The sequence below is a fragment of the Streptomyces sp. NPDC024632 genome, from assembly GCF_055559175.1.
Genome location: NZ_JBVHLD010000020.1, coordinates 119,621 through 137,394, shown reverse-complemented (window position 1 = coordinate 137,394; position 17,774 = coordinate 119,621). Strand labels below are relative to the sequence as shown.

General features: G+C 72.9%; 20 protein-coding genes and 1 pseudogene. 12 read left to right on the top strand and 9 right to left on the bottom strand.

Going from position 1 to position 17,774, the window contains the following annotated elements; translation table 11 throughout:
• The first annotated feature begins 166 nt into the window (after positions 1-166).
• The 4 genes from ACZ37P_RS32725 (at position 167) to ACZ37P_RS32710 (ending at position 3,910) form a co-directional block, all read left to right on the top strand.
• The gene (locus tag ACZ37P_RS32725; protein ID WP_355334808.1) at positions 167-802 is read left to right on the top strand and encodes a TetR/AcrR family transcriptional regulator; all 636 of its coding nucleotides are present in this window, start codon (positions 167-169) and stop codon (positions 800-802) included.
• A gap of 377 nt (positions 803-1,179) precedes the next feature.
• Positions 1,180-1,938, top strand: a complete 759-nt coding sequence (locus tag ACZ37P_RS32720) for a ferric reductase-like transmembrane domain-containing protein (protein WP_467349984.1) — start codon at positions 1,180-1,182, stop codon at positions 1,936-1,938.
• Entirely contained in the window at positions 1,935-3,641 is a 1,707-nt protein-coding gene (locus ACZ37P_RS32715; protein ID WP_467349983.1) for an FAD-dependent oxidoreductase, read from the top strand. The genes ACZ37P_RS32720 and ACZ37P_RS32715 overlap by 4 nt, the downstream gene beginning before the upstream one ends.
• On the top strand, positions 3,638-3,910 hold the full coding sequence (locus ACZ37P_RS32710; protein ID WP_391047703.1) for a hypothetical protein: 273 nt from the start codon (positions 3,638-3,640) through the stop codon (positions 3,908-3,910). The genes ACZ37P_RS32715 and ACZ37P_RS32710 overlap by 4 nt, the downstream gene beginning before the upstream one ends.
• A gap of 36 nt (positions 3,911-3,946) precedes the next feature.
• On the opposite strand, the gene ACZ37P_RS32705 is transcribed toward ACZ37P_RS32710, so the two are convergent.
• The 4 genes from ACZ37P_RS32705 to ACZ37P_RS32690 all read right to left on the bottom strand — a co-directional run bounded on the left by ACZ37P_RS32705 (position 3,947) and on the right by ACZ37P_RS32690 (position 6,902).
• Positions 3,947-4,801 (bottom strand): DUF4232 domain-containing protein, encoded by an 855-nt coding sequence (locus ACZ37P_RS32705; RefSeq protein ID WP_401307343.1) that lies wholly within the window; start codon positions 4,799-4,801, stop codon positions 3,947-3,949.
• On the bottom strand, positions 4,785-5,288 hold the full coding sequence (locus ACZ37P_RS32700; RefSeq protein WP_355334821.1) for an RNA polymerase sigma factor: 504 nt from the start codon (positions 5,286-5,288) through the stop codon (positions 4,785-4,787). The genes ACZ37P_RS32705 and ACZ37P_RS32700 overlap by 17 nt, the downstream gene beginning before the upstream one ends.
• Positions 5,289-5,471: 183 nt before the next feature.
• On the bottom strand, positions 5,472-6,152 hold the full coding sequence (locus tag ACZ37P_RS32695; protein WP_355334824.1) for a class F sortase: 681 nt from the start codon (positions 6,150-6,152) through the stop codon (positions 5,472-5,474).
• Positions 6,153-6,155: 3 nt separating this feature from the next.
• Positions 6,156-6,902, bottom strand: coding sequence for a DUF4232 domain-containing protein (locus tag ACZ37P_RS32690; protein ID WP_467349980.1), 747 nt, complete (start codon positions 6,900-6,902; stop codon positions 6,156-6,158).
• A 214-nt stretch (positions 6,903-7,116) separates the two neighbouring features.
• Between ACZ37P_RS32690 and ACZ37P_RS32685 the strand changes: the two genes are divergently transcribed.
• On the top strand, positions 7,117-7,950 hold the full coding sequence (locus tag ACZ37P_RS32685) for a phosphotransferase (RefSeq protein WP_467349978.1): 834 nt from the start codon (positions 7,117-7,119) through the stop codon (positions 7,948-7,950).
• 42 nt (positions 7,951-7,992) lie between these two features.
• Here ACZ37P_RS32685 and ACZ37P_RS32680 read toward each other — a convergent pair whose 3' ends face one another.
• Positions 7,993-8,406: a MarR family winged helix-turn-helix transcriptional regulator gene (locus ACZ37P_RS32680; RefSeq protein WP_391048211.1), complete on the bottom strand. Its 414-nt coding sequence runs from the start codon at positions 8,404-8,406 to the stop codon at positions 7,993-7,995.
• 226 nt (positions 8,407-8,632) lie between these two features.
• Between ACZ37P_RS32680 and ACZ37P_RS32675 the strand changes: the two genes are divergently transcribed.
• On the top strand, positions 8,633-10,126 hold the full coding sequence (locus tag ACZ37P_RS32675) for an MFS transporter (RefSeq protein ID WP_467350006.1): 1,494 nt from the start codon (positions 8,633-8,635) through the stop codon (positions 10,124-10,126).
• 78 nt (positions 10,127-10,204) lie between these two features.
• Here the strand turns inward: ACZ37P_RS32675 and ACZ37P_RS32670 are convergent, their stop codons facing one another.
• Complete coding sequence (locus ACZ37P_RS32670) at positions 10,205-11,239, bottom strand: NAD(P)-dependent alcohol dehydrogenase (RefSeq protein ID WP_391047714.1); 1,035 nt, start codon at positions 11,237-11,239, stop codon at positions 10,205-10,207.
• Positions 11,240-11,489: 250 nt separating this feature from the next.
• Complete coding sequence (locus tag ACZ37P_RS32665; protein WP_355334835.1) at positions 11,490-11,981, bottom strand: peptidylprolyl isomerase; 492 nt, start codon at positions 11,979-11,981, stop codon at positions 11,490-11,492.
• A 405-nt stretch (positions 11,982-12,386) separates the two neighbouring features.
• Here ACZ37P_RS32665 and ACZ37P_RS32660 point away from each other — a divergent pair, with 405 nt between their 5' ends.
• Positions 12,387-12,788, top strand: a complete 402-nt coding sequence (locus tag ACZ37P_RS32660; protein WP_355334838.1) for an ATP-binding protein — start codon at positions 12,387-12,389, stop codon at positions 12,786-12,788.
• Between the two features lie 19 nt (positions 12,789-12,807).
• Here the strand turns inward: ACZ37P_RS32660 and ACZ37P_RS32655 are convergent, their stop codons facing one another.
• A complete protein-coding gene (locus ACZ37P_RS32655) occupies positions 12,808-12,951 on the bottom strand; it encodes a hypothetical protein (protein WP_467349975.1) in 144 nt (47 codons plus the stop codon).
• Between the two features lie 116 nt (positions 12,952-13,067).
• Between ACZ37P_RS32655 and ACZ37P_RS32650 the strand changes: the two genes are divergently transcribed.
• From ACZ37P_RS32650 to ACZ37P_RS32635, 4 genes and pseudogenes are all read left to right on the top strand, one after another.
• Positions 13,068-13,457, top strand: a complete 390-nt coding sequence (locus tag ACZ37P_RS32650) for a class I SAM-dependent methyltransferase (protein WP_467349973.1) — start codon at positions 13,068-13,070, stop codon at positions 13,455-13,457.
• Positions 13,458-13,488: 31 nt separating this feature from the next.
• The gene (locus tag ACZ37P_RS32645; RefSeq protein ID WP_467349971.1) at positions 13,489-14,076 is read left to right on the top strand and encodes a DinB family protein; all 588 of its coding nucleotides are present in this window, start codon (positions 13,489-13,491) and stop codon (positions 14,074-14,076) included.
• A gap of 96 nt (positions 14,077-14,172) precedes the next feature.
• A pseudogene (locus tag ACZ37P_RS32640) lies at positions 14,173-15,231 on the top strand (HAD-IC family P-type ATPase); the annotation flags it as partial.
• Positions 15,232-15,321: 90 nt separating this feature from the next.
• The gene (locus ACZ37P_RS32635; RefSeq protein ID WP_467349969.1) at positions 15,322-15,996 is read left to right on the top strand and encodes a Type 1 glutamine amidotransferase-like domain-containing protein; all 675 of its coding nucleotides are present in this window, start codon (positions 15,322-15,324) and stop codon (positions 15,994-15,996) included.
• On the opposite strand, the gene ACZ37P_RS32630 is transcribed toward ACZ37P_RS32635, so the two are convergent.
• The gene (locus ACZ37P_RS32630; RefSeq protein WP_467350004.1) at positions 15,980-17,008 is read right to left on the bottom strand and encodes an NADP-dependent oxidoreductase; all 1,029 of its coding nucleotides are present in this window, start codon (positions 17,006-17,008) and stop codon (positions 15,980-15,982) included. The two genes, ACZ37P_RS32635 and ACZ37P_RS32630, sit on opposite strands and share 17 nt — an antisense overlap.
• Before the next feature lie 122 nt (positions 17,009-17,130).
• Here ACZ37P_RS32630 and ACZ37P_RS32625 point away from each other — a divergent pair, with 122 nt between their 5' ends.
• On the top strand, positions 17,131-17,724 hold the full coding sequence (locus ACZ37P_RS32625) for a TetR/AcrR family transcriptional regulator (protein WP_467349967.1): 594 nt from the start codon (positions 17,131-17,133) through the stop codon (positions 17,722-17,724).
• The last annotated feature ends 50 nt before the right edge of the window (positions 17,725-17,774 follow it).

The window sequence follows — 17,774 nt, the reverse complement described above, 5'->3', positions numbered from 1 at the left end:
CGGGCCGCGTCGGCGCCGGACCGGACCGGCGCCCGGTCCGCACGCGGTCCGCGCCCGCGGCGCCGACGGTGGCCGGCGCACGGCCGGCGGGTGGTTGGCGTTTCACCCCGCCGAGGCTACTCTCATAAATCACCGAACGGTGAATTTACGTGACAGGGCGGCGGTCATGGGAGAGGCGGTCACCGGACGGCCCGGCCGACGGCCGGGCCGCAGCGGCAGCAGGGAGGCGATCCTGCGGGCGGCGCGGCTGAAATTCGCCGAGTACGGCTACGAGCGGACGACGGTGCGCGGCATCGCCCGCGAAGCGAAGGTCGACGCGGCGCTCGTGCACCACTTCTTCCGGTCCAAGGAAGGGGTGTTCGCCGCCGCCGTCCACGAGGCGGTGCGCCCGATGGAGTTGCTGCCGGTGCTCGCCGGGGATCCCGCCACCTCGGGCGAGCGGCTGCTGACGACGGTCCTCGGCCTGTGGGAGTCGGCCGAGCGGCACGACGCGCTGCTGGCGGTGATCCGGTCGGCGGTCTCGCACGAGACGGCCGCCGGGATCCTGCGGGAATTCCTCGGCCGCGAAGTGCTCGGCCCGCTGGCCCAGGCACTGGCCGAGCCACAACGCGCTTTGCGCTCGGCCCTGTTGGGCTCTCAGCTCATCGGTCTGGTCATGGCCCGCTACATCATCCGCGTCGAGCCGCTGGCATCCGCGAGCACGCCGTCGCTGATCGCCGTGTACGCGCCGGTGATCCAGAATTCCCTCACCGGCGACCTGCCGCTCCCCCGCACGGCCGACCGTCCGGGCGGCGCGGGCTGAGCCGCGCCCGGCCCGGTCCCTCACCATTCGCCGCGCAGTACACCGGTTCGTGATTCACCATCGCCGCGCAAAGCCTTTACGCGAGCTACGCGATCCGGGCTGGTGATTCGCCGTCACAATGGTGATTTAGCGTCATATCGAGCCAGCCCGGGGCCCGTTGGCCATGCATCGACCGCGCACGAATCTTGGTGTAGCGTCTGCCGCCAAGCAGCGTGTCCTTCAGGGGAAAGGGCCCGAAGAGAAGCCTGCCCCGAACACCTTTGCCGCATTCATCGGCGAATGCACAAAAGGGTAACGGGACAGCTCGGCTCCGGGTATCGCCCCAGGTCTTCGCCCTGCGCGTGTCGCAGTCGCGTCGATACGAGGAGTCACAGGATATGGTCACGGTCGCGGCATTCGCCAGCCGTAAGAAGACCCCCGCGCTCAGCGGTGCTTCCCGTCTTCTGCTGGTGCTTTTCTCGGTATTGGTGCTTTTCACGGTGGGGTTGCTCCTGGCGCGCGGCACTTCCGCCGCCGCTCCCATCCCCGGTTCCCCGCTGGACGCGTACGACAAGCAGGTCCCCTACGACATGGGCGTCCACAAGATCGCGCGACTCGCGGCTCTGATCGCGTATGTGCTGATGGTGGCCACCGTCGTCCTCGGTGTGCTGCTGCGGCTGAGATTCCTGCAGCACGCGGTCAACCGGGCCACCTTCTACGGCGCGCACATGACGCTGGCGCTCTCCGCGATGATCTTCGGTGTCGTGCACGGCGCGACCTTTCTCTACCAGCCGGTCTGGCGGATCGGCGGCCGTGAGCTGACCGTGCCGTTCACCGGCGGTGTGCAGCGGCTCCCGGTGGGCTTCGGCATCCTCGGCACCGAACTGGCCATCGCCGTGGGCTGTTCGGTGTGGCTCCAGCGCAGACTTGGCTACCACCGCTGGCTGAGGACTCATCAGTTCGCTTATGCGGCCTTCGGGTTGATCTGGCTGCACGTCTTCCTGGTGCACCCCGAGCCGCGCCATCTGAATCTGGTGTCGGTCGGCATCGCCACCGGCGCGGGCACGGTGTTGCTGGCCTTCCTGATCCGCGCCTTCCCGTCCCGCTCCCGGCTCAGACAGCGCACCTACCTCGGCAGGCCGGGAGCCGCCGAATGATCCAGCCGCCTCCCCCGGGCCGTGTCCCCCCGGCGCCCTGGCCACCTGGTCAGACGCCCGCCGCCCGGCCCACCACACCCGTCGTCGTCCACCAGGGCCGCCCGCCCGCGCGCACCGCGCCGCCGCTCCCCCAAGCCCCCATCGCCGCCGAGTCGTTCGCGCCCGCCAGGCCCGTACTGGTGCCCGAGGCGGAGCCGGTACGGATCAGCGTCGACAACAACCGGTGCCACATCTACGGCATCTGCCAGCAAGAGGCGCCCGAGGTCTTCCGGATCGCCGAGAGCGGTTCGCTGCACTACACGCGCAGCGTGCCCGCCGACTACGCGGCCAAGGCCCGCCAGGCGGTGCGGTGTTGCCCGATGCAGGCCATCACCGTCCACGGCGGGCAGAGCCCGTCCGGCGCTCCCGCCGCGATCGGGCGGCGGGCGGCGAGGCCGCTGCGCAGCGGCTCCGCGGCGCGGGCGAGCCTGCGGCGGATCGTCGTCGCGGGCGCCGGGCTCGCCGGGCTGAGCGCCGCGACCCGACTCAGGGAGCGCGGTTTCGACGGGGAGTTGGTGATGGTCGGCGAGGAGCCGCACCGGCCGTACAGCCGTCCGCCGCTGTCCAAGCAGTATCTGTCGGGCCGGCTCGCCGAGCAGCAGTTGCCCTTCCGGGCGGACGCGGCGCTGGACGCGCACTGGCTGCTCGACACCCGGATGACGGGGCTGGACCTGGCGAAGTCCGCGGTCGAACTGCGCGGCGGGGAGTATCTGCCGTTCGACGGGCTGGTGGTGGCGACCGGTGTGGACGCCAAGCGGCTGCCCGAGGCGCCGGTGTTCAGCGACCGGGTCCGTACCGTCCGCACGATCGAGGACGCGGCGGCGATACGGCGGGCGATGCACGCGGCGCGCGCCCGTCGGGTGGTGATCCTCGGCGGCGGCTTCATCGGCTGCGAACTCGCCTGCACCGCGCGGGAGAACGGGATGGACGTGACGCTCGTCGTCCACAGCGCGCCGCTGCTGCGCCGGGTGCTCGGCGCCAGGGTCGGCGCGGTGGTCGGCTCGCTCCAGCGCCGCGCGGGTGTCGACGTCCGCCTCGGCACGAAGATCACCGACTGGCAGGACCACGGCGACGGGCTGCGGCTGCGGCTCGACGACGGCGCGGTCCTCGACTGCGACTTCGTGGTGCTCGGTCTCGGCGGCCAGCCCCGTACCGAGTGGCTGCGGGGCAGCGGTCTGGAGATCTCCGACGGCGTGCTCTGCGGGCCGACCTGCCACGCGGTGGACCAGTGGGGCAGGACCACGCCGCATGTGGTGGCGGCCGGGGACGTGGCCCGCTGGCCCAACCCGCGGTTCGACACCGAGCCGCGCCGGGTCGAACACCTCATCCACGCCGTGGAGATGGGGCAGCACGCCGCCGACTCGTTGCTGCGCGGCCCCGGACGCGCGGCGCGCTTCACTCCGGTGCCGCGCTTCTGGTCGGAACAGCACGGCATCCGGATCCAGGCGGTGGGCATCCCCGCGCTCGGCACGGACACCGAGGTCATGGCGGGCTCGATGCGCTCCGACCGCTTCCTCGTCCGCTACTCCCGGCAGACCGCGTACGGTCCGCAGATCGTGGCGGCCGTCGCCTTCGACATGCCGCTGGAACTCCTGCGCTACCGCGACCAGATCGGCCGCACCCTGCCCCATACCCGGCCCACCGGCGGGAGGGGGCGCCGATGAGCCGTCGCGGCGTCAACCGCAGGAGTCGTTCCGGGCTGCTGCTGTCCGGCGGGATGCTGTCGTGGCTGCTCAGTGTCCCCGCCCGGCTGCACCTGCGCTGGCTGATGATCCTGCTCGTGATGGCGGCGGCGATGGCGGCGTACGGCAGGGTGCTGATCACCGCGGCGCCGATGCCGCCCAGCAAACCGCCGGGCGTCCGCTCGGGTTCCCCCGCGTCCCCCACCTACTCGATGCCGCCCGCGACCTCCAGCCCGCCGGACGTGCACTGAGCCGGCGCCGGCGCGGACCGACCCCCGCCGTCCCCGTCAGGACGGCGGGTTGCCCGTCGCGCCCGCGGTGAAGGGGGTGACCACGAACTCGTTGTCGCAGTTCGTGATCTTCCCCGGGAAGACCAGCGACGCCCTGCTGCCCGGCGGGTAGATCCGCAGGCTCGTGGAGGTCGGCAGGCAGGTCCCCTGCTGGTTGACCGTGTGGATGGTGTCACTCGCGGACTCGCCGGGCCGCAGCACGACGGGCCCGTGCGGGAGATTCTGGTACGTGGCGGGGGCGCCGATCTGCTTGCCGTTCGCGTCCAGCAGCGACAGGCCGGGGAAGCCGGTGACATGGCAGACCGTATCGCTGTGGTTGGTGAGCAGCAGGTAGCGGTAGAGGTTGCCCGCGCCCGCGTCGCCGTCGCCGAGGGAGGCGGTGAGCTGCGCGGCCGTGCACAGCGGTGTGGCGGCGGAGTCGGTGCCGGTGCTGGTGCTGGTCGGCGAGGTGGGCGGGGTGGTCCCTGACGGCTCGGACGTGACGGTCGTACCGTCGCCCGGGCCCTTGGTGGGCGTGGTCCGCGTCGGGGTGGGCGCGGGCGGCGGCACGACGGGCGGGGTCGTCGGTCCGGGGGCCGTGGTGACGGGCCCGCTGCTGTTGGCCGGTGTGGGGACGACCTCCTGCGAGTCGTCCCTGTTGAGCGTGCCGGCCACGTAGAAGGCACCGGTGATGACGGCGGCGGCGAGCGTGCCGCCGACCATCGCGCGGGAGCGGCGGCGCCTGGCCGCGCGGCGGCGGATCAGCTCGAACGAGCCCGCGGGCGGCGGCAGATAGACCGCGGGCGGGCGCAGCAGCGGCTCCAGCGGGTCGAAGGGCTCCCCGCCGGGACCGTCGTCAGACAGTCCGGTCATGGTGTTCCCCCAGCCTGGCGCGCAGCAGTTCGCGGGCCGCGTGCAGGTCGGCCTTGACCGTGCCCTCGTTCCGGCCGAGCAGCGCGGCCACCTGCTGTACGGGCAGGTCCGCGTAGTAGTACAGCAGTGCCGGGTCGCGCAGTCGCTCCGGGAGGGACTGGACGAGCATGCGCACCGAGGGGTCGCTGCTGTCCTGCTGCTCCTTCACGGCTTCCTCCGTGGTGAATCGGCGCATGGCGCGGCGCTCGCGCTCCAGTCTGCGCCAGTGGTCCCTGACCAGGTTGGCCGCGGTCACATAGAGGTATCCGCTGGGCTCCTCGACCTTGGTCCAGCGCGCCCACAGCCGGGTGAAGGCCTCGGACGCGATCTCGTGCGCGGTCCCGTCGTCGTCCACCAGACGGCGGCACCAGCCCGCCAGGCGCGGATAGACGGCCTCGAACAGCTCGGCGGCCGCGCGCTCTTGGGACCGGATGGCCGCTCTCCTCACTCGTCGTCCTCGTGGTGATCGTCGTCTGCCCCGGTGGCGCCGGGGCAGACCTCCCGGGCCGCCCGGCGCCGCCCGCCCCGCGCCGGCCCCGGATCGGGGCCGGTGCCGGTGACGTACGCGCGGACCAGGTCCGGTGCGTACGAGCGGTCGGCGTCCGGACGGCGGACGGGTGCGGGGTCCTGTTCAGGTTCCCGCTCCCGACGACAGGGACGCGTAGACGATCACGTTGTCCTGATAGCCGCTCCCAGTGATCCGGGTGCCGCCACAGGTGATGAGACGCAGAGCGGGGTGGTCGACGTTCCCGTACACGCGGTCCGTCGGAAATCGCGCTTTGGCGACCGTCTGGACGGAGTCGACGGTGAAGGCGGCCGTGGCGCCGTCCTTGAGGCCGATCTCGATCCGGTCGCCGGCGGCGAGCTCAGACAGGTGGCGGAAGACGCCGTCGCCGTACTGTCCGACCGTGACGTGGCCGAGGATCACCGAGGGTCCGGTGACGCCGGGCGTCGGCGAGCCGCTGTACCAGCCCGCGGGCGAGCGCGCCTCGATCGGCGGTACGGCCACGGTGCCGTCGGAGTTGAGCCCCAGTGACATCACCGGGGTGTCGACGCCGATGGCCGCGATCCGCAGCCGGACCGGGACCGAGCGGGCCAGCGGTACGGCCCCGGTGGTCGCCGGGGTCGTGCCGCCGGACGACGGCGTCGAGGTCGCGGACGCCGAGGCGGACGGTGTCCGCTCCGTCCCGCCCGGGGTGGCCCGAGCGGGCGGGTCGGACTGGCAGCCGCTCAGCAGCACCAGTACGGCGGCGGCGAGCACGCACCAGGCCCGTACCGGGACGGAACGGCTGAGGGAGGTGACGGTCGGCAACGGTCAGTCCTGTGCCCGGCCGTGCGACCTGCGGCGCATCCCGGTGACCAGGCCGAGGGCGCCGACGGACAGCACACCGGCGCCGGCCAGCGCGAGGGTGTCCTTGTCGTGGGTGCCCGAGGAGTGCGCGGTCTCGGCGAGGCCGGTGTCGGGGGCGCCGCTGGGTACGGCGGTGACCTGCGAGCCGGAGCCGGAGGACGTGGTGGTGGGCGTCGGCGCGGGCGCGGAGTTGGAGGGGTTGCCGCCGGTGCCCGCGACGAGCGGGGTGACGGAGAACTGGTTGTCGCAGTTGGTGATCTTCCCCGCGAAGACCAGCGACGCCTTGTTCCCCGGCGGGTAGATCCGCAGGCTCGTGGAGGTCGGCAGGCAGGTGCCCTGGTGGTTGATGGTGTGGATGGTGTCGCTCACCTTGCCGCCGGGGCGCAGCACGACCGCCGCGTAGCCGTTGTGCTCGCGGGTGGCGGGCGCGCCTATCTGCTTGCCGCTCGCGTCGAGCAGCGACAGGCCGGGGAATCCGGTGAGGTGACAGGTGGTGCCGCTGTGGTTGGTCAGCACCAGGTAGCGGTAGAGGTTGCCCGCTCCGGCGTCCTGACCGCCGAGGGACGCGGTGAGCTGGGAGGTGGCGCACATCGGAGTGCTCGATGTGTCGCTCGCGGGGGCGACGGCGGCCGCCGGGGACGCTCCGAGTACGGCGAAACTGGCCGCGGTCGAGAACGCGGCGGCGCCGACGGCGAGTGAACTCATGCGCATGTCCGGTCTTCCCTTCTCCCCCCGGCTGCCGCGCTCCGGAACGAGCGCCGGCCGGGCCGTAAGGGGATTCGCAGGGGAGAGACGACGCGGGGTGGCGCCGGGTTGTAAAGAGATTGCCAAATCAATCGAGCGGCGAGTGGCGGCACTTCGCGCACGGGGTTTCCCGCGCCGCCTCCCGGCGGGTCCAACGGCGGGCCTGGCAGGATCGGTTGCCATGGGCGCGCATCAGTGGGGCACGCACGCGGTGACGTTCGCGGCCGGCGGCGTGACCAAGCGGTTCCCGGCCACCGCCCACGAGCGCGCCGTGCGCGAGTGGCGGGCGTTGACGCTACTCGACCGGCACGCGCCGGGGCTGGCGCCGCGGCCGTGCTCCTGCGACCTGGGCGACGCGGGGCCGGTGGTCTCGATGTCCCTGCTGCCCGGAGTGCCGCTCCGGGGCGCACCGTTGGACGGCGAGCGGCTGACGCGTCTCGCGCGGACGGTGAACGCGCTGCACGGCGCGCTGCCCGCCGACGTCCTCGCGCGGGTGCCCGTACGGCCGGAAGGCCCGGCGGAACTCGGCGCGCGGCTGCGCGGTTGGGCGCCGCGGGTGCGGGGACGGGTGGACGCGGCCGTGGGGGCCGCTGTCGACGCGGGCCTCGCCTGGCTGGACGCGTCGGGCCTGGACCGTACGGAACAGGCCGCCGTGCCCGCGGTCTTCGGCCCCGGTGACGGCAATCTCGCCAACTACCTCTGGGACGGCTCGCGTGTGCGGGTCGTGGACTTCGAGGACTCCGGCCGCAGCGACCGGGCCTATGAACTGGCGGAGATCACCGAGCATGTGGCGAGCTGGGTGGAACACCCGCTGGACGTCGCGGCGTTCCTGTCGCACGTCGAGCTGACGGCGGCGGAGACCGTACGGCTGCGGGACTGCCGACGGCTGATCGCGCTGGTGTGGCTGTTCCTGCTGTCCTTCGAGGACCTGGCCTCGGGAGATCCCGCCGCCCGGCGCAATCCGCCGGGTACGGCGCGGCGGCAGGCGGGCCGTCTGCTGGCCCTGCTCGGCTGACCGGCCGTACGCCCTCGCGCGGACGGTCCGCCGAGCGCGGTCTCACGGCCGCGGCCACTGCCGCCCTTCGCGGGACTCGATGCTGCGGTTGAAGCGGGCGAGCATGTCGCTGAGGAGTTCCACATCCTGCGGCGACCAGTCGGTCAGGACGCTGTCGATGCCCGCGATGTAGAACGCGCGGTCGGCCGCGAGCCGTTTGGCACCCTCTTCGGTGATGCGGAGCTTGCGGGCGAGGCCGCCGTCGGGGTCGGGGACGCGCTCGGCGAGGTCGGCCCTCAGGAGGGCGGCGGTCTGCCGGTTGACCGTCGAGGTGTCGAGCGCGAAGGCGTCGGCGAGCTGTCCGATGGACATCGGGCCCTCCGAGTCGAGGCGCGCGAGCAGCAGATACGCGGACTTGTCCAGCCGCTCGGCCGAGCTGTCCCGGCGCGTCAGCACATGGTGGCGGGCCACCAGCATCAGTTCCCGCTCCAGCCGCTCCAGCACACCGCCTCCGCATGACGTATGGACGCACGACGTGGGACGTACGAACCCGGGGCGCGCGCCGTGACGTCCGTGCTCCCGCCTCCCGAGAGTACCCACGACCTGGGCAATGTGCATGACGCACATCCTATGTATCATGCACATCTCCCTGCCCACGTCGTCCACGGCCCGCGGCCCGACGACCCCCACCGAAGGCGACGACATGTCCGACTCAGCAAGCGGCACCGGCATACCGGCAGCCGGTCACACCGCCGGTGTCCACCGGCCCGCGAGTGGCGCGGTCGTCGCCGTGCTGGCCTTCGCGGGCATCGTGGTCGCCCTCATGCAGACGCTGGTCGTCCCGCTGCTGCCCGAACTGCCCGGCCTGCTGCACGCCTCGGCCTCCGACACCTCATGGGTGATCACCGCGACCCTGCTCGCCGGAGCGGTCGCCACCCCGGTCACCGGACGGCTCGGCGACATGTACGGCAAGCGCCGCGTCCTGCTGCTCAGCCTCGGTCTGCTGGTCGTCGGCTCGCTGGTCTGCGCCTTCACCTCGTCGCTGGTCCCGACGGTCGTGGGCCGGGCGCTCCAGGGCGGCGCGACGGGCGTCATCCCGCTGGGCATCAGCATCATGCGCGACGAACTGCCCGCGGAACGGCTCGGTTCCGCGATGGCGCTGATGAGCTCGTCGCTGGGCATCGGCGGCGCGCTCGGCCTGCCCAGCGCCGCGCTGATCGCGCAGCACGCCGACTGGCACGCGCTGTTCTACACCTCCGCGGGGCTCGGCGTGGCGGCGATGGCGCTGGTCCTGTTCCTCGTGCCGGAGTCCCCGGTGCGCACGCCGAGCCGGTTCGACGTGCCGGGCGCGATCGGGCTGTCCGTGGGCCTGGTCTGCCTGCTGCTGGCGATCTCCAAGGGCGGCGACTGGGGCTGGGCCTCGGGCACCACGCTGGGACTGCTGGCCGCGGCCGTCGTCGTACTCGTCGGCTGGGGCATGTTCGAACTGCGCACCACCGCGCCGCTGGTGGATCTGCGCACGACGGCCAGGCCGCAGGTGCTGCTCACCAACATCGCCTCCGTCATGGCCGGTTTCTCGCTCTTCGCGATGTCGCTGGTCCTGCCCCAGCTCCTCCAGCTCCCCGAGGAGACGGGGTACGGGCTCGGCCGGTCCATGCTCGTGGCCGGTCTGTGCCTGGCCCCGTCAGGGCTGGTGATGATGGCCGTGTCGCCGCTGTCGGCGCGGATCTCGGCGGCCCGCGGCCCGCGTGTGTCCCTGATGATCGGCATGGCCGTCGTCGCGGTCGGCTACGGGCTCGGCCTGTTCCTCACCCACGCCGTGTGGCAGGTGGTGGTCGTCGCCTCCGTCATCGGCTGCGGGATCGCCCTCGCCTACGCGGCCATGCCCGCGCTCATCATGGGCGCGGTGCCGCTGGCGGAGACCGCCGCCGCCAACGGGCTCAACACCCTGATGCGGTCCATCGGCACCTCGTCGTCCAGCGCGGTCGTCGGCGTGATCCTCGCCCACATGACCACCACGTACCACGGCGCGCCGCTGCCCTCGCTCAGCGGCTTCCGGGTGGCCTTCGCCGTCGCCTGCGGCGCGGCCGTCGCGGCGCTGGTCATCGCCGCGTTCATCCCGGCGCGGCACGTGCGCGCCACGGGCGGCGGTGCGGCGAAGGTCCCGGCACCGGCGCCGGCGGACGAGCCGGTCTGAGCGGTCCTGCGGCCGTACCCGGTCCGAAGATCTCAGGACGTCCCACAAGGTCCCAGAAGCTCAACGTGAGGTCGACCTTCAGGGCAGGATCACGGCGCGGCCGTTGATCTTCCCGGCGTGCAGCCGCTCGTAGGCGAGCGGAGCGTCGTCCAGGGAGTACGTCTCGACGTGGACCTCGACCGCGCCGGAGCGGGCGAGGTCGAGCACCTCGATCAGCTCGGCGCGCGAGCCCCAGTAGGGGGCGCGGACGGCCGCGTCGTAGGCGACGGTGCCGAAGCCGACCGTGGCGCTGCCGCCGCCGATGCCGACGATCGTCACGTCGGACTCGACGGCGGCGCACGCGGTGGCGGTGGCGACCGTGGGGGCGGCGCCCACGAAGTCGAAGACGGCCTGGGCGCCGACGCCGTCGGTCAGCGCGCGGACCCGGTCGGCCGCGTCGGCGTCGGACAGGACGGTCTCGTGGGCACCGACCGCGCGCGCCAGCTCCAGCTTCTCGTCGCTGACGTCGAGGGCGACGACGCGGGCCGGGCTGAGCACGCGCAGCAGCTGCACGGCGACGTGGCCGAGGCCGCCGGTGCCGATGACGACGGCGGTGCTGCCGGGGACCAGCTTCGGCAGCGAGGTCTTGATCGCGTGGTACGGCGTGAGGCCCGCGTCGGTCAGCGGCACCGAGGCGACGGGGTCGAGGTCACCGAGCGGCACCAGGTGCCGGGGGTCGTCGACGATCATGTACTCGGCGATGGCGCCGGGCGCGCCGAGGCCGGGCGGGCGGATGCCCAGCTCCTCGGCGCGCAGACAGTAGTTCTCCTTGCCCTGCGCGCACATCAGGCAGCCGCCGCAGCCCCACGGGCCGTAGACGGCGACCGACTCGCCCGGCTCCAGGCCGCCGACGCCCTCGCCGAGCGCGGCGACGGTGCCCGCGCCCTCGTGGCCGAGGGTGAGCGGCAGCGCGAAGGGCAGGGCCTCGGCGGGCCAGCTCATGACGGCGATGTCGGAGTGGCACACCCCGGCCGCCGTGACCTTGAGCAGCACCTGGCCGGGGCCCGGCTCGGGGCGCGGGACGGTCACCACTTCGGGGGCGGCGCCCACGGTGCGGTACTGAACCGCCTTCATCTCGGCCCTCGGCTCCGCCGTCGTTCCGGCCCGAGTCGTGGCCGTCGTCCCTTCAGGGCTTGCTGATGTCGACATTCGGTGACCTCTCTCCGGCTCTCGCTCCCCCGCTTCTGCTCCCGGTCCCACCGCCGGGACCCCGCTCCCGGCTCTTCGATTTTCCCCCGGTCCCGCGCGCCCCGCTCAGCGAACGCGGAAGGCCCCCGGCGGGTCGCCGGGGGCCTTCGGGCCTACGAGGTCGCTGGTGGGGTGCTTACGCGACGGTGCCGGATGCGGAGATGACGACCTTGGCGGAGGGCGTGCCGCTGCGCGAGCCCTTGCCCTCGATCTGCTTGACCAGTTCCTCGCCCTCGACGACCTCGCCGAAGACGACGTGCTTGCCGTCGAGCCAGTCGGTGACCACGGTGGTGACGAAGAACTGCGAGCCGTTGGAGTTCGGCCCGGCGTTCGCCATCGACAGCAGGAACGGGCGGTCGTGCTTGAGCTTGAAGTTCTCGTCCGCGAACTTGTTGCCGTAGATGCTCTTGCCGCCGCGGCCGTCGCCGCTGGTGAAGTCGCCGCCCTGGAGCATGAAGGACGGGATGATCCGGTGGAACGCCGAGCCCGCGTAGCCGAAGCCGTGCTCGCCGGTGGCCAGCTCACGGAAGTTCCGCGCCGTCTCGGGCACGACGTCGTCGAAGAGACGGAAGACGATCCGACCGGCCGGAGCGCCGTCAATGGAGATGTCGAAGTACACGTTGTCCATGGGCACCATCCTTGCATCCCCAGCGGGAGACGCCGCGCCCAGAGCGGCCCAACACGGCAGATCCGCAGGTCACAGCCGTACCGGAGGTGCCCCAGGGCCTCCGGGGGCGACCGGGGCCCTCGGAAGGCCGACCGGGTCAACCTCGTCGCCTTGCCCGTGCGACCGGTGGCAAACTGCGCGGGTCCGAACTGTGCCGGATGCGTTTCGGTCATGGCACGTCGGCAAGACGCCCCGTTGACGACAGACCTGGGAAAACGTCCGCAGGTGTCACCGCGCACCGCGGGCGACCTCCCCGGACCGTCGCCGTCCGTTGCGACCCGATGTCGAATTCCTGGAGATCAGATGGCCGCTGACAGGCCGCCGCCGGGTGGTGGGCAGCGCTCCACGCAAACGCCCCCCACCGGTATGCGAGCGCTTCGGGCCCCCTTCACGGCCGCCGCCGTCCGCGCTCTGGTGCGGGAGACCGTGGCCGCCGACCCCGAGCCGTGCGATCCCAGAGCCATGGGCGACGCGGTGCTCGCCACCTCGGAACTCGCCACCAACGCCATCGTGCACGGCGGCGGTATCACCCACTGCCAGGCCCGCCTCGTACCGCTCGGCGTCGAGGTGAGCATCGACGACCTGAGCCCCGCGCTCCCCCGCCTCACCGAACGCCCGCCGGGCACCGAAGCCCCTTACGTGGGCGGCGGATTCGGCTGGCGTCTGATCCAGCAGCTCGCCCTGCGGGTGACCGTCACCCCGCACGACCCCGCGCCCGACGGCACCCCGCGCGGCAAGCGGATCACCCTCATCCTGCCGCTGTACTGAACCCGGCGCACGCGGCGGCCTACGCGTCCGCCGCGGCGCGCACGAATCGCCGCAGGTGGGCGCGGACGGCGCCGGGTGCCTCCAGCCACGGCTCGTGCCCGGCGCCCTCGATCCGGGTCAGGAGAAGGGCGAGCCGGAGCGCGAGCGCTTCGAGGGCCGCCACCGGGCGGGGGTCGTCCGCCCCGGCGAGGAGTTCCGCCCGCTCGGGCAGCGGCCGAGGTACTGGCCATCGCCCGTACCCGTACCGCGTCCTCCACCGTCCGGTTCGTCGAGGCCGACGTGTTCGCGTGGCAGCCGCCGCGCCGCTACGACACGGTCTTCTTCGCCTTCTGGCTCTCCCACGTCCCGCCCGCCCGGCTGCCCGGGTTCTGGGGCACCGTCGCCGCCGCGCTCGCCCCGGGCGGCAGGGCCGTCTTCGTCGACGACGGCCCGGGCGCGGCGACGTACGAGGACGTCCTCACCGGCCATGCGACCCCGGCGGCGCTGCGCAGGACCGACGACGGCGGTCGGTACCGCATCGTCAAGGTGTTCCACGACGCCCGGACGCTCACCGACGACCTCACCGCGCTGAAGTGGTCGGTCAGCGTCCGCACCAGGGCCGGGTTCCTCGTCGGCGTCGCGGAACCGCCGCCCGGCGCGGGCCCCGCACCGACGGCGCAAACGGCGTGACCGGTGGTCGGGCGGGCGCGAGACTGGCCGCATGACCGTTACGGATGCCAAGACCGACCTGCGCTTCTACCTCCAGTCCGCGCGCGACGCCCTGCTGTGGAAGCTGGAAGGGCTCTCGGAGTACGAAGTGCGCCGCCCGATGACGCCGACCGGTACGAATCTGCTGGGCCTGGTGAAGCATGTGGCCAGTGTGGAGTTCGGCTACCTCGGCGACACCTTCGGGCGGCCCTCGGGCGAGCCGTTGCCCTGGCTCGACGCGGGGGCCGAGGCGAACGCGGACATGTGGGCCGCCGCCGACGAGTCACGCGAGTACATCGTGGGCCTCTACCACCGGGCGTGGGCCCAGGCGGACGCGACGGTCGACGCGCTGGCCCTGGACGCGACCGGCCGGGTGCCGTGGTGGCCCGACGGCCGGGACGAGGTGACGTTGCATCACGCCGTGGTGCGGGTGATCTCCGATACCCACCGGCACGCGGGGCACGCGGACATCCTGCGCGAACTCACCGACGGCGCGGTGGGCATGAACGAGAACAACGGCAGCCTGCCGCCGGGCGACGCGGCCTGGTGGGAGAACCACCGTGACCGCCTGGAGCGGGCGGCCCGGGAGGCCGACGCGTGAGGCCGTAGGACCGTCCTTCACCGACCGCCCGGCGTCACGGCACGCGCGCGGCCTCAGTCGGCCGCGACCGCCTCCGGCAGGTCCGCGGGGCGGTCGCTGCTGTCCGCGATGGCCAACGCGGGCCGGCACGGGGTTCTCGTCAAGTCGGCCGTCGTGATGGAGCGCCTCGGGCAGACCGACAGCGTCGCGCTGGACAAGACCGGCACGCTCACCGAGGGGACGCCCCGCGTCACCGACATCCGGCCGCTGCCCGGCAGCGGCCTCGAAGCGGACGCCCTGCTCCGGCTCGCCGCGTCGGCCGAGCACCCGAGCGAACACCCGCTGGCCCGCGCGGTGGTGGACGCGGCCCGCGAGCGCGGCCTTCCGCTGTCCGCCGCCGACGGCTTCACCTCGGCCCCCGGCCAGGGCGTCACGGCCACCGTCGACGGCCGCACCGTCCAGGTCGGCTCCCCCGCCCGCCTCCTCCCCCTCGGGACCGACGAGGCGGCGCGGGACGGGCTGCGGGACGGGGTGCGCGAGGCGGTGCGGGAGGTGGAGGCCGCCGGGCGTACGGCCGTGGCGGTGCTGCGCGACGGTACGCCGCTGGGAGTGCTGGGCATCGCGGACCGGCTGCGCCCGGACGCCGCCGCCACCGTCGCCGCCCTCGCCCGTATGACCGACCTCCCCCCGGTCCTGCTGACCGGCGACAACGTACGGGCCGCCCGGCAGTTGGCCGCAGAGGTCGGCATCACCGACGTACGCGCCGGCCTGCTGCCACAGGACAAGGCAGCGGCCGTACGCGCGTGGGAGGCACGCGGTCGCAAGGTGCTGGTCGTCGGCGACGGCGTCAACGACGCGCCCGCGCTGGCCGCCGCACACACCGGCGTCGCCATGGGCAGGGCCGGGTCCGACCTCGCGCTGGAGACCGCCGACGCCGTGGTGATCCGCGACGAGTTGGCCACCGTCCCGGCCGTCGTGAAGCTCTCGCGCGCCGCCCACCGTCTGGTGATCCAGAATCTGACGATCGCCGCGGTCTTCATCGCCGCCCTGGCCGTCTGGGACCTGACCGCCGCTCTCCCGCTCCCCCTCGGGGTCGCGGGTCACGAGGGCTCCACTCTCGTCGTCGCCCTCAACGGGCTCCGGCTGCTGCGCGACACCGCCTGGACCCGGCCGTGAGGTGGCCGGTCTCGGCGCGCCTGCTCTGCCGACAGCGGGTGTGTTAGCGTCGCTCGCTCACTTTCACAGAGCGATCAGTGCGGGGGCGTCATGAAGCTTCTCCTTACCGACTCCGGTGTCAAGAACGCCAGCATTCTGGCGGCGCTCCTCGATCTCCTGGGCAAACCGATCGCCGAGGCCAACGCCCTGTGCATTCCCACCGCCGGGTACGGGGGCCCGTACGGCGATCCGGGTGGGCCGTGGCGTTTCATCAGCGGACAGTCCCTTCACCCCATGACCGGGCTGGGATGGAAGTCGGTCGGCGTACTGGAGCTCACGGCGCTGCCCGGCATCGACAAGGAGCGGTGGGTCTCCTGGGTCCGGGAGACGGACGTCCTGCTGGTGAACGGCGGCGACGCGCTGTACCTGTCTCACTGGATGCGGGAGTCCGGCCTGGCCGACCTGTTCCCTTCGCTGCACGACACGGTCTATGTGGGGCTCAGCGCCGGGAGCATGGTGCTGACTCCCCGCGTCGGGGAGCACTTCGTCGCCTGGCAGCCGCCCACCGGTGACGACCGCGCCCTGGGAGTCGTCGACTTCTCCCTTTTCCCGCACCTCGACAGTCCGGGCTGCCCCGAGAACACCATGGCCGAGGCGGAGCGGTGGGCCGCCTCGCTCAAGGCCCCGGCGTACGCCATCGACAACCAGACCGCCATCAAGGTGACCGACGACGGCGTCGAGATCGTCTCCGAGGGGAACTGGAAGCTGTTCAACGCGGCGCCGTGACCTGCTCGACCGTGAGCACGATCTTGCCCTGGAGGTGTCCGCGGGCGGCCCGTTCGTGCGCCGCCCGCGCGCGGGCGAGCGGGAAGGTGCTGTCGACGGCGACGCGTACCGTGCCCGCGTCGAGCAGGCGTCCCAGTTCGGCGAGTTGCGCGCCGTTCGAGCGGACCTGGGCGGTCGAGACGGTGACGCCCAGCCTCGCGGTCTCCTCGGCGTCGAAGTCCCCGGGAAGCACGGGGAATTGGGCGCCGCCGCGCTTGAGGGTGCGCAGGAACCGCCTGCTGTCGGGGCCGCCGACGGCGTCGAGTACGAGGTCGACGTCGTGCACCAGCTCCTCGGGACGGCTCTTGGTGTAGTCGATGAACCGGTCGGCGCCGAGATCGCGGAGGAACGCCTCGTGCGCGCCGGACGCCACGGCGGTGACATGCGCGCCCTTCCACTTCGCCAACTGCACGGCGAAGTGCCCCACGCCGCCCGCGGCGCCGTTGACGAGCACCTTGCTGTCGGCGTCGAGCGGCGTCGGGCGGTGCCGCGCCGCCTGGAAGGGCGAGGGGTGGTCGTGTCCTGCCTCGATGAGGAACTGCCACGCCGTGAGCCCGGCCATGGGCGCCCCGGCGGCGTGCACGTGGTCGATGCCGGACGGCTTGCGCGCGAGGTCCGACGCGGGCGCGGCCACGTACTCGGCGTATGCGCTGCCGTGGAAGCCGGGGAAGCGCAGAAGGCCGAAGACCTCGTCGCCCAGGGCGAGGTCGTCCACGTCCGGGGCGACGGCTTCGACGACACCCGACACGTCCGTTCCCGGAACGGCGGGCAGCCTGACGGTCGACTCCGGCTCCCCCGGCACCGTGGTCAGCCCGCCGCGCAGGTACCAGTCCGGAGGATTGACGCCCACCGCGTGGACGCGGACGAGCACCTCGCCCGGTCCCGGCTCGGGGATCGGCACCCGGTCCTCACGCAGCACCTCGGGGCCGCCGTGCTCGTGCAGCCGGATCGCCCGCATCGTGTCTGACGGCATCTTCGTGGGCATCGTCGTCTCCTGCCCCCACCGGGGGATACGCTGAACGGATCAGTGGTCCACCTATCCGAACCACTGATCCGAATATATGGACCACTGATCCGGATAGTCAAGAGGGACCCATGCGCGCCGACGCCAGGAAGAACCGCGACCACCTGCTCGACGTCGCGGGCGCCGTCATCGCCGAGCACGGTGTCGACGTCTCGCTGCGCGACATCGCCCGCAGGTCCGGCATGGGCCTGGCGACTCTGCTCCGGCACTTCCCCACCCGGGAGGCCCTGCTCGAAGCCCTGCTCCACACGAGCTTCCGCGAACTGACGTCGCGGGCGGCCGACTTGGAGACACAGGGGTCACCCGAGGACGCCCTCGTCTCGTGGCTGCGCGACTGCGTCGCCTGGACGACCGAGTACCGGGGTGTGACCGTCCTGATGGCCGCCGCCATCGAGGACGCCGAATCCGCGCTCCACGCCTCGTGCGTCACCCTGCGCGCGGCCGGAGCGCGGCTCCTCACCCGCGCCCAGGCCGCGGGCGTGGCACGCGACGACATCGACGGCGCCGACCTGTTCGCCCTCGTCGCCATGCTCGCCTGGCTCGGCGACCAGCCCTCCCTCGCCCCCCGCGCCGACCACCTCTTCGACGTGATCGCGAGCGCGATCCTCACGAGCGCGGACTGCGCCGACACCGGCCGGCAACCACGCCCCCCGGTCCTCGGCTGAGGCCGTCGCGCCGGGGTCCGCGACGGGCTGGTCCGCACGCGTCACCGTCC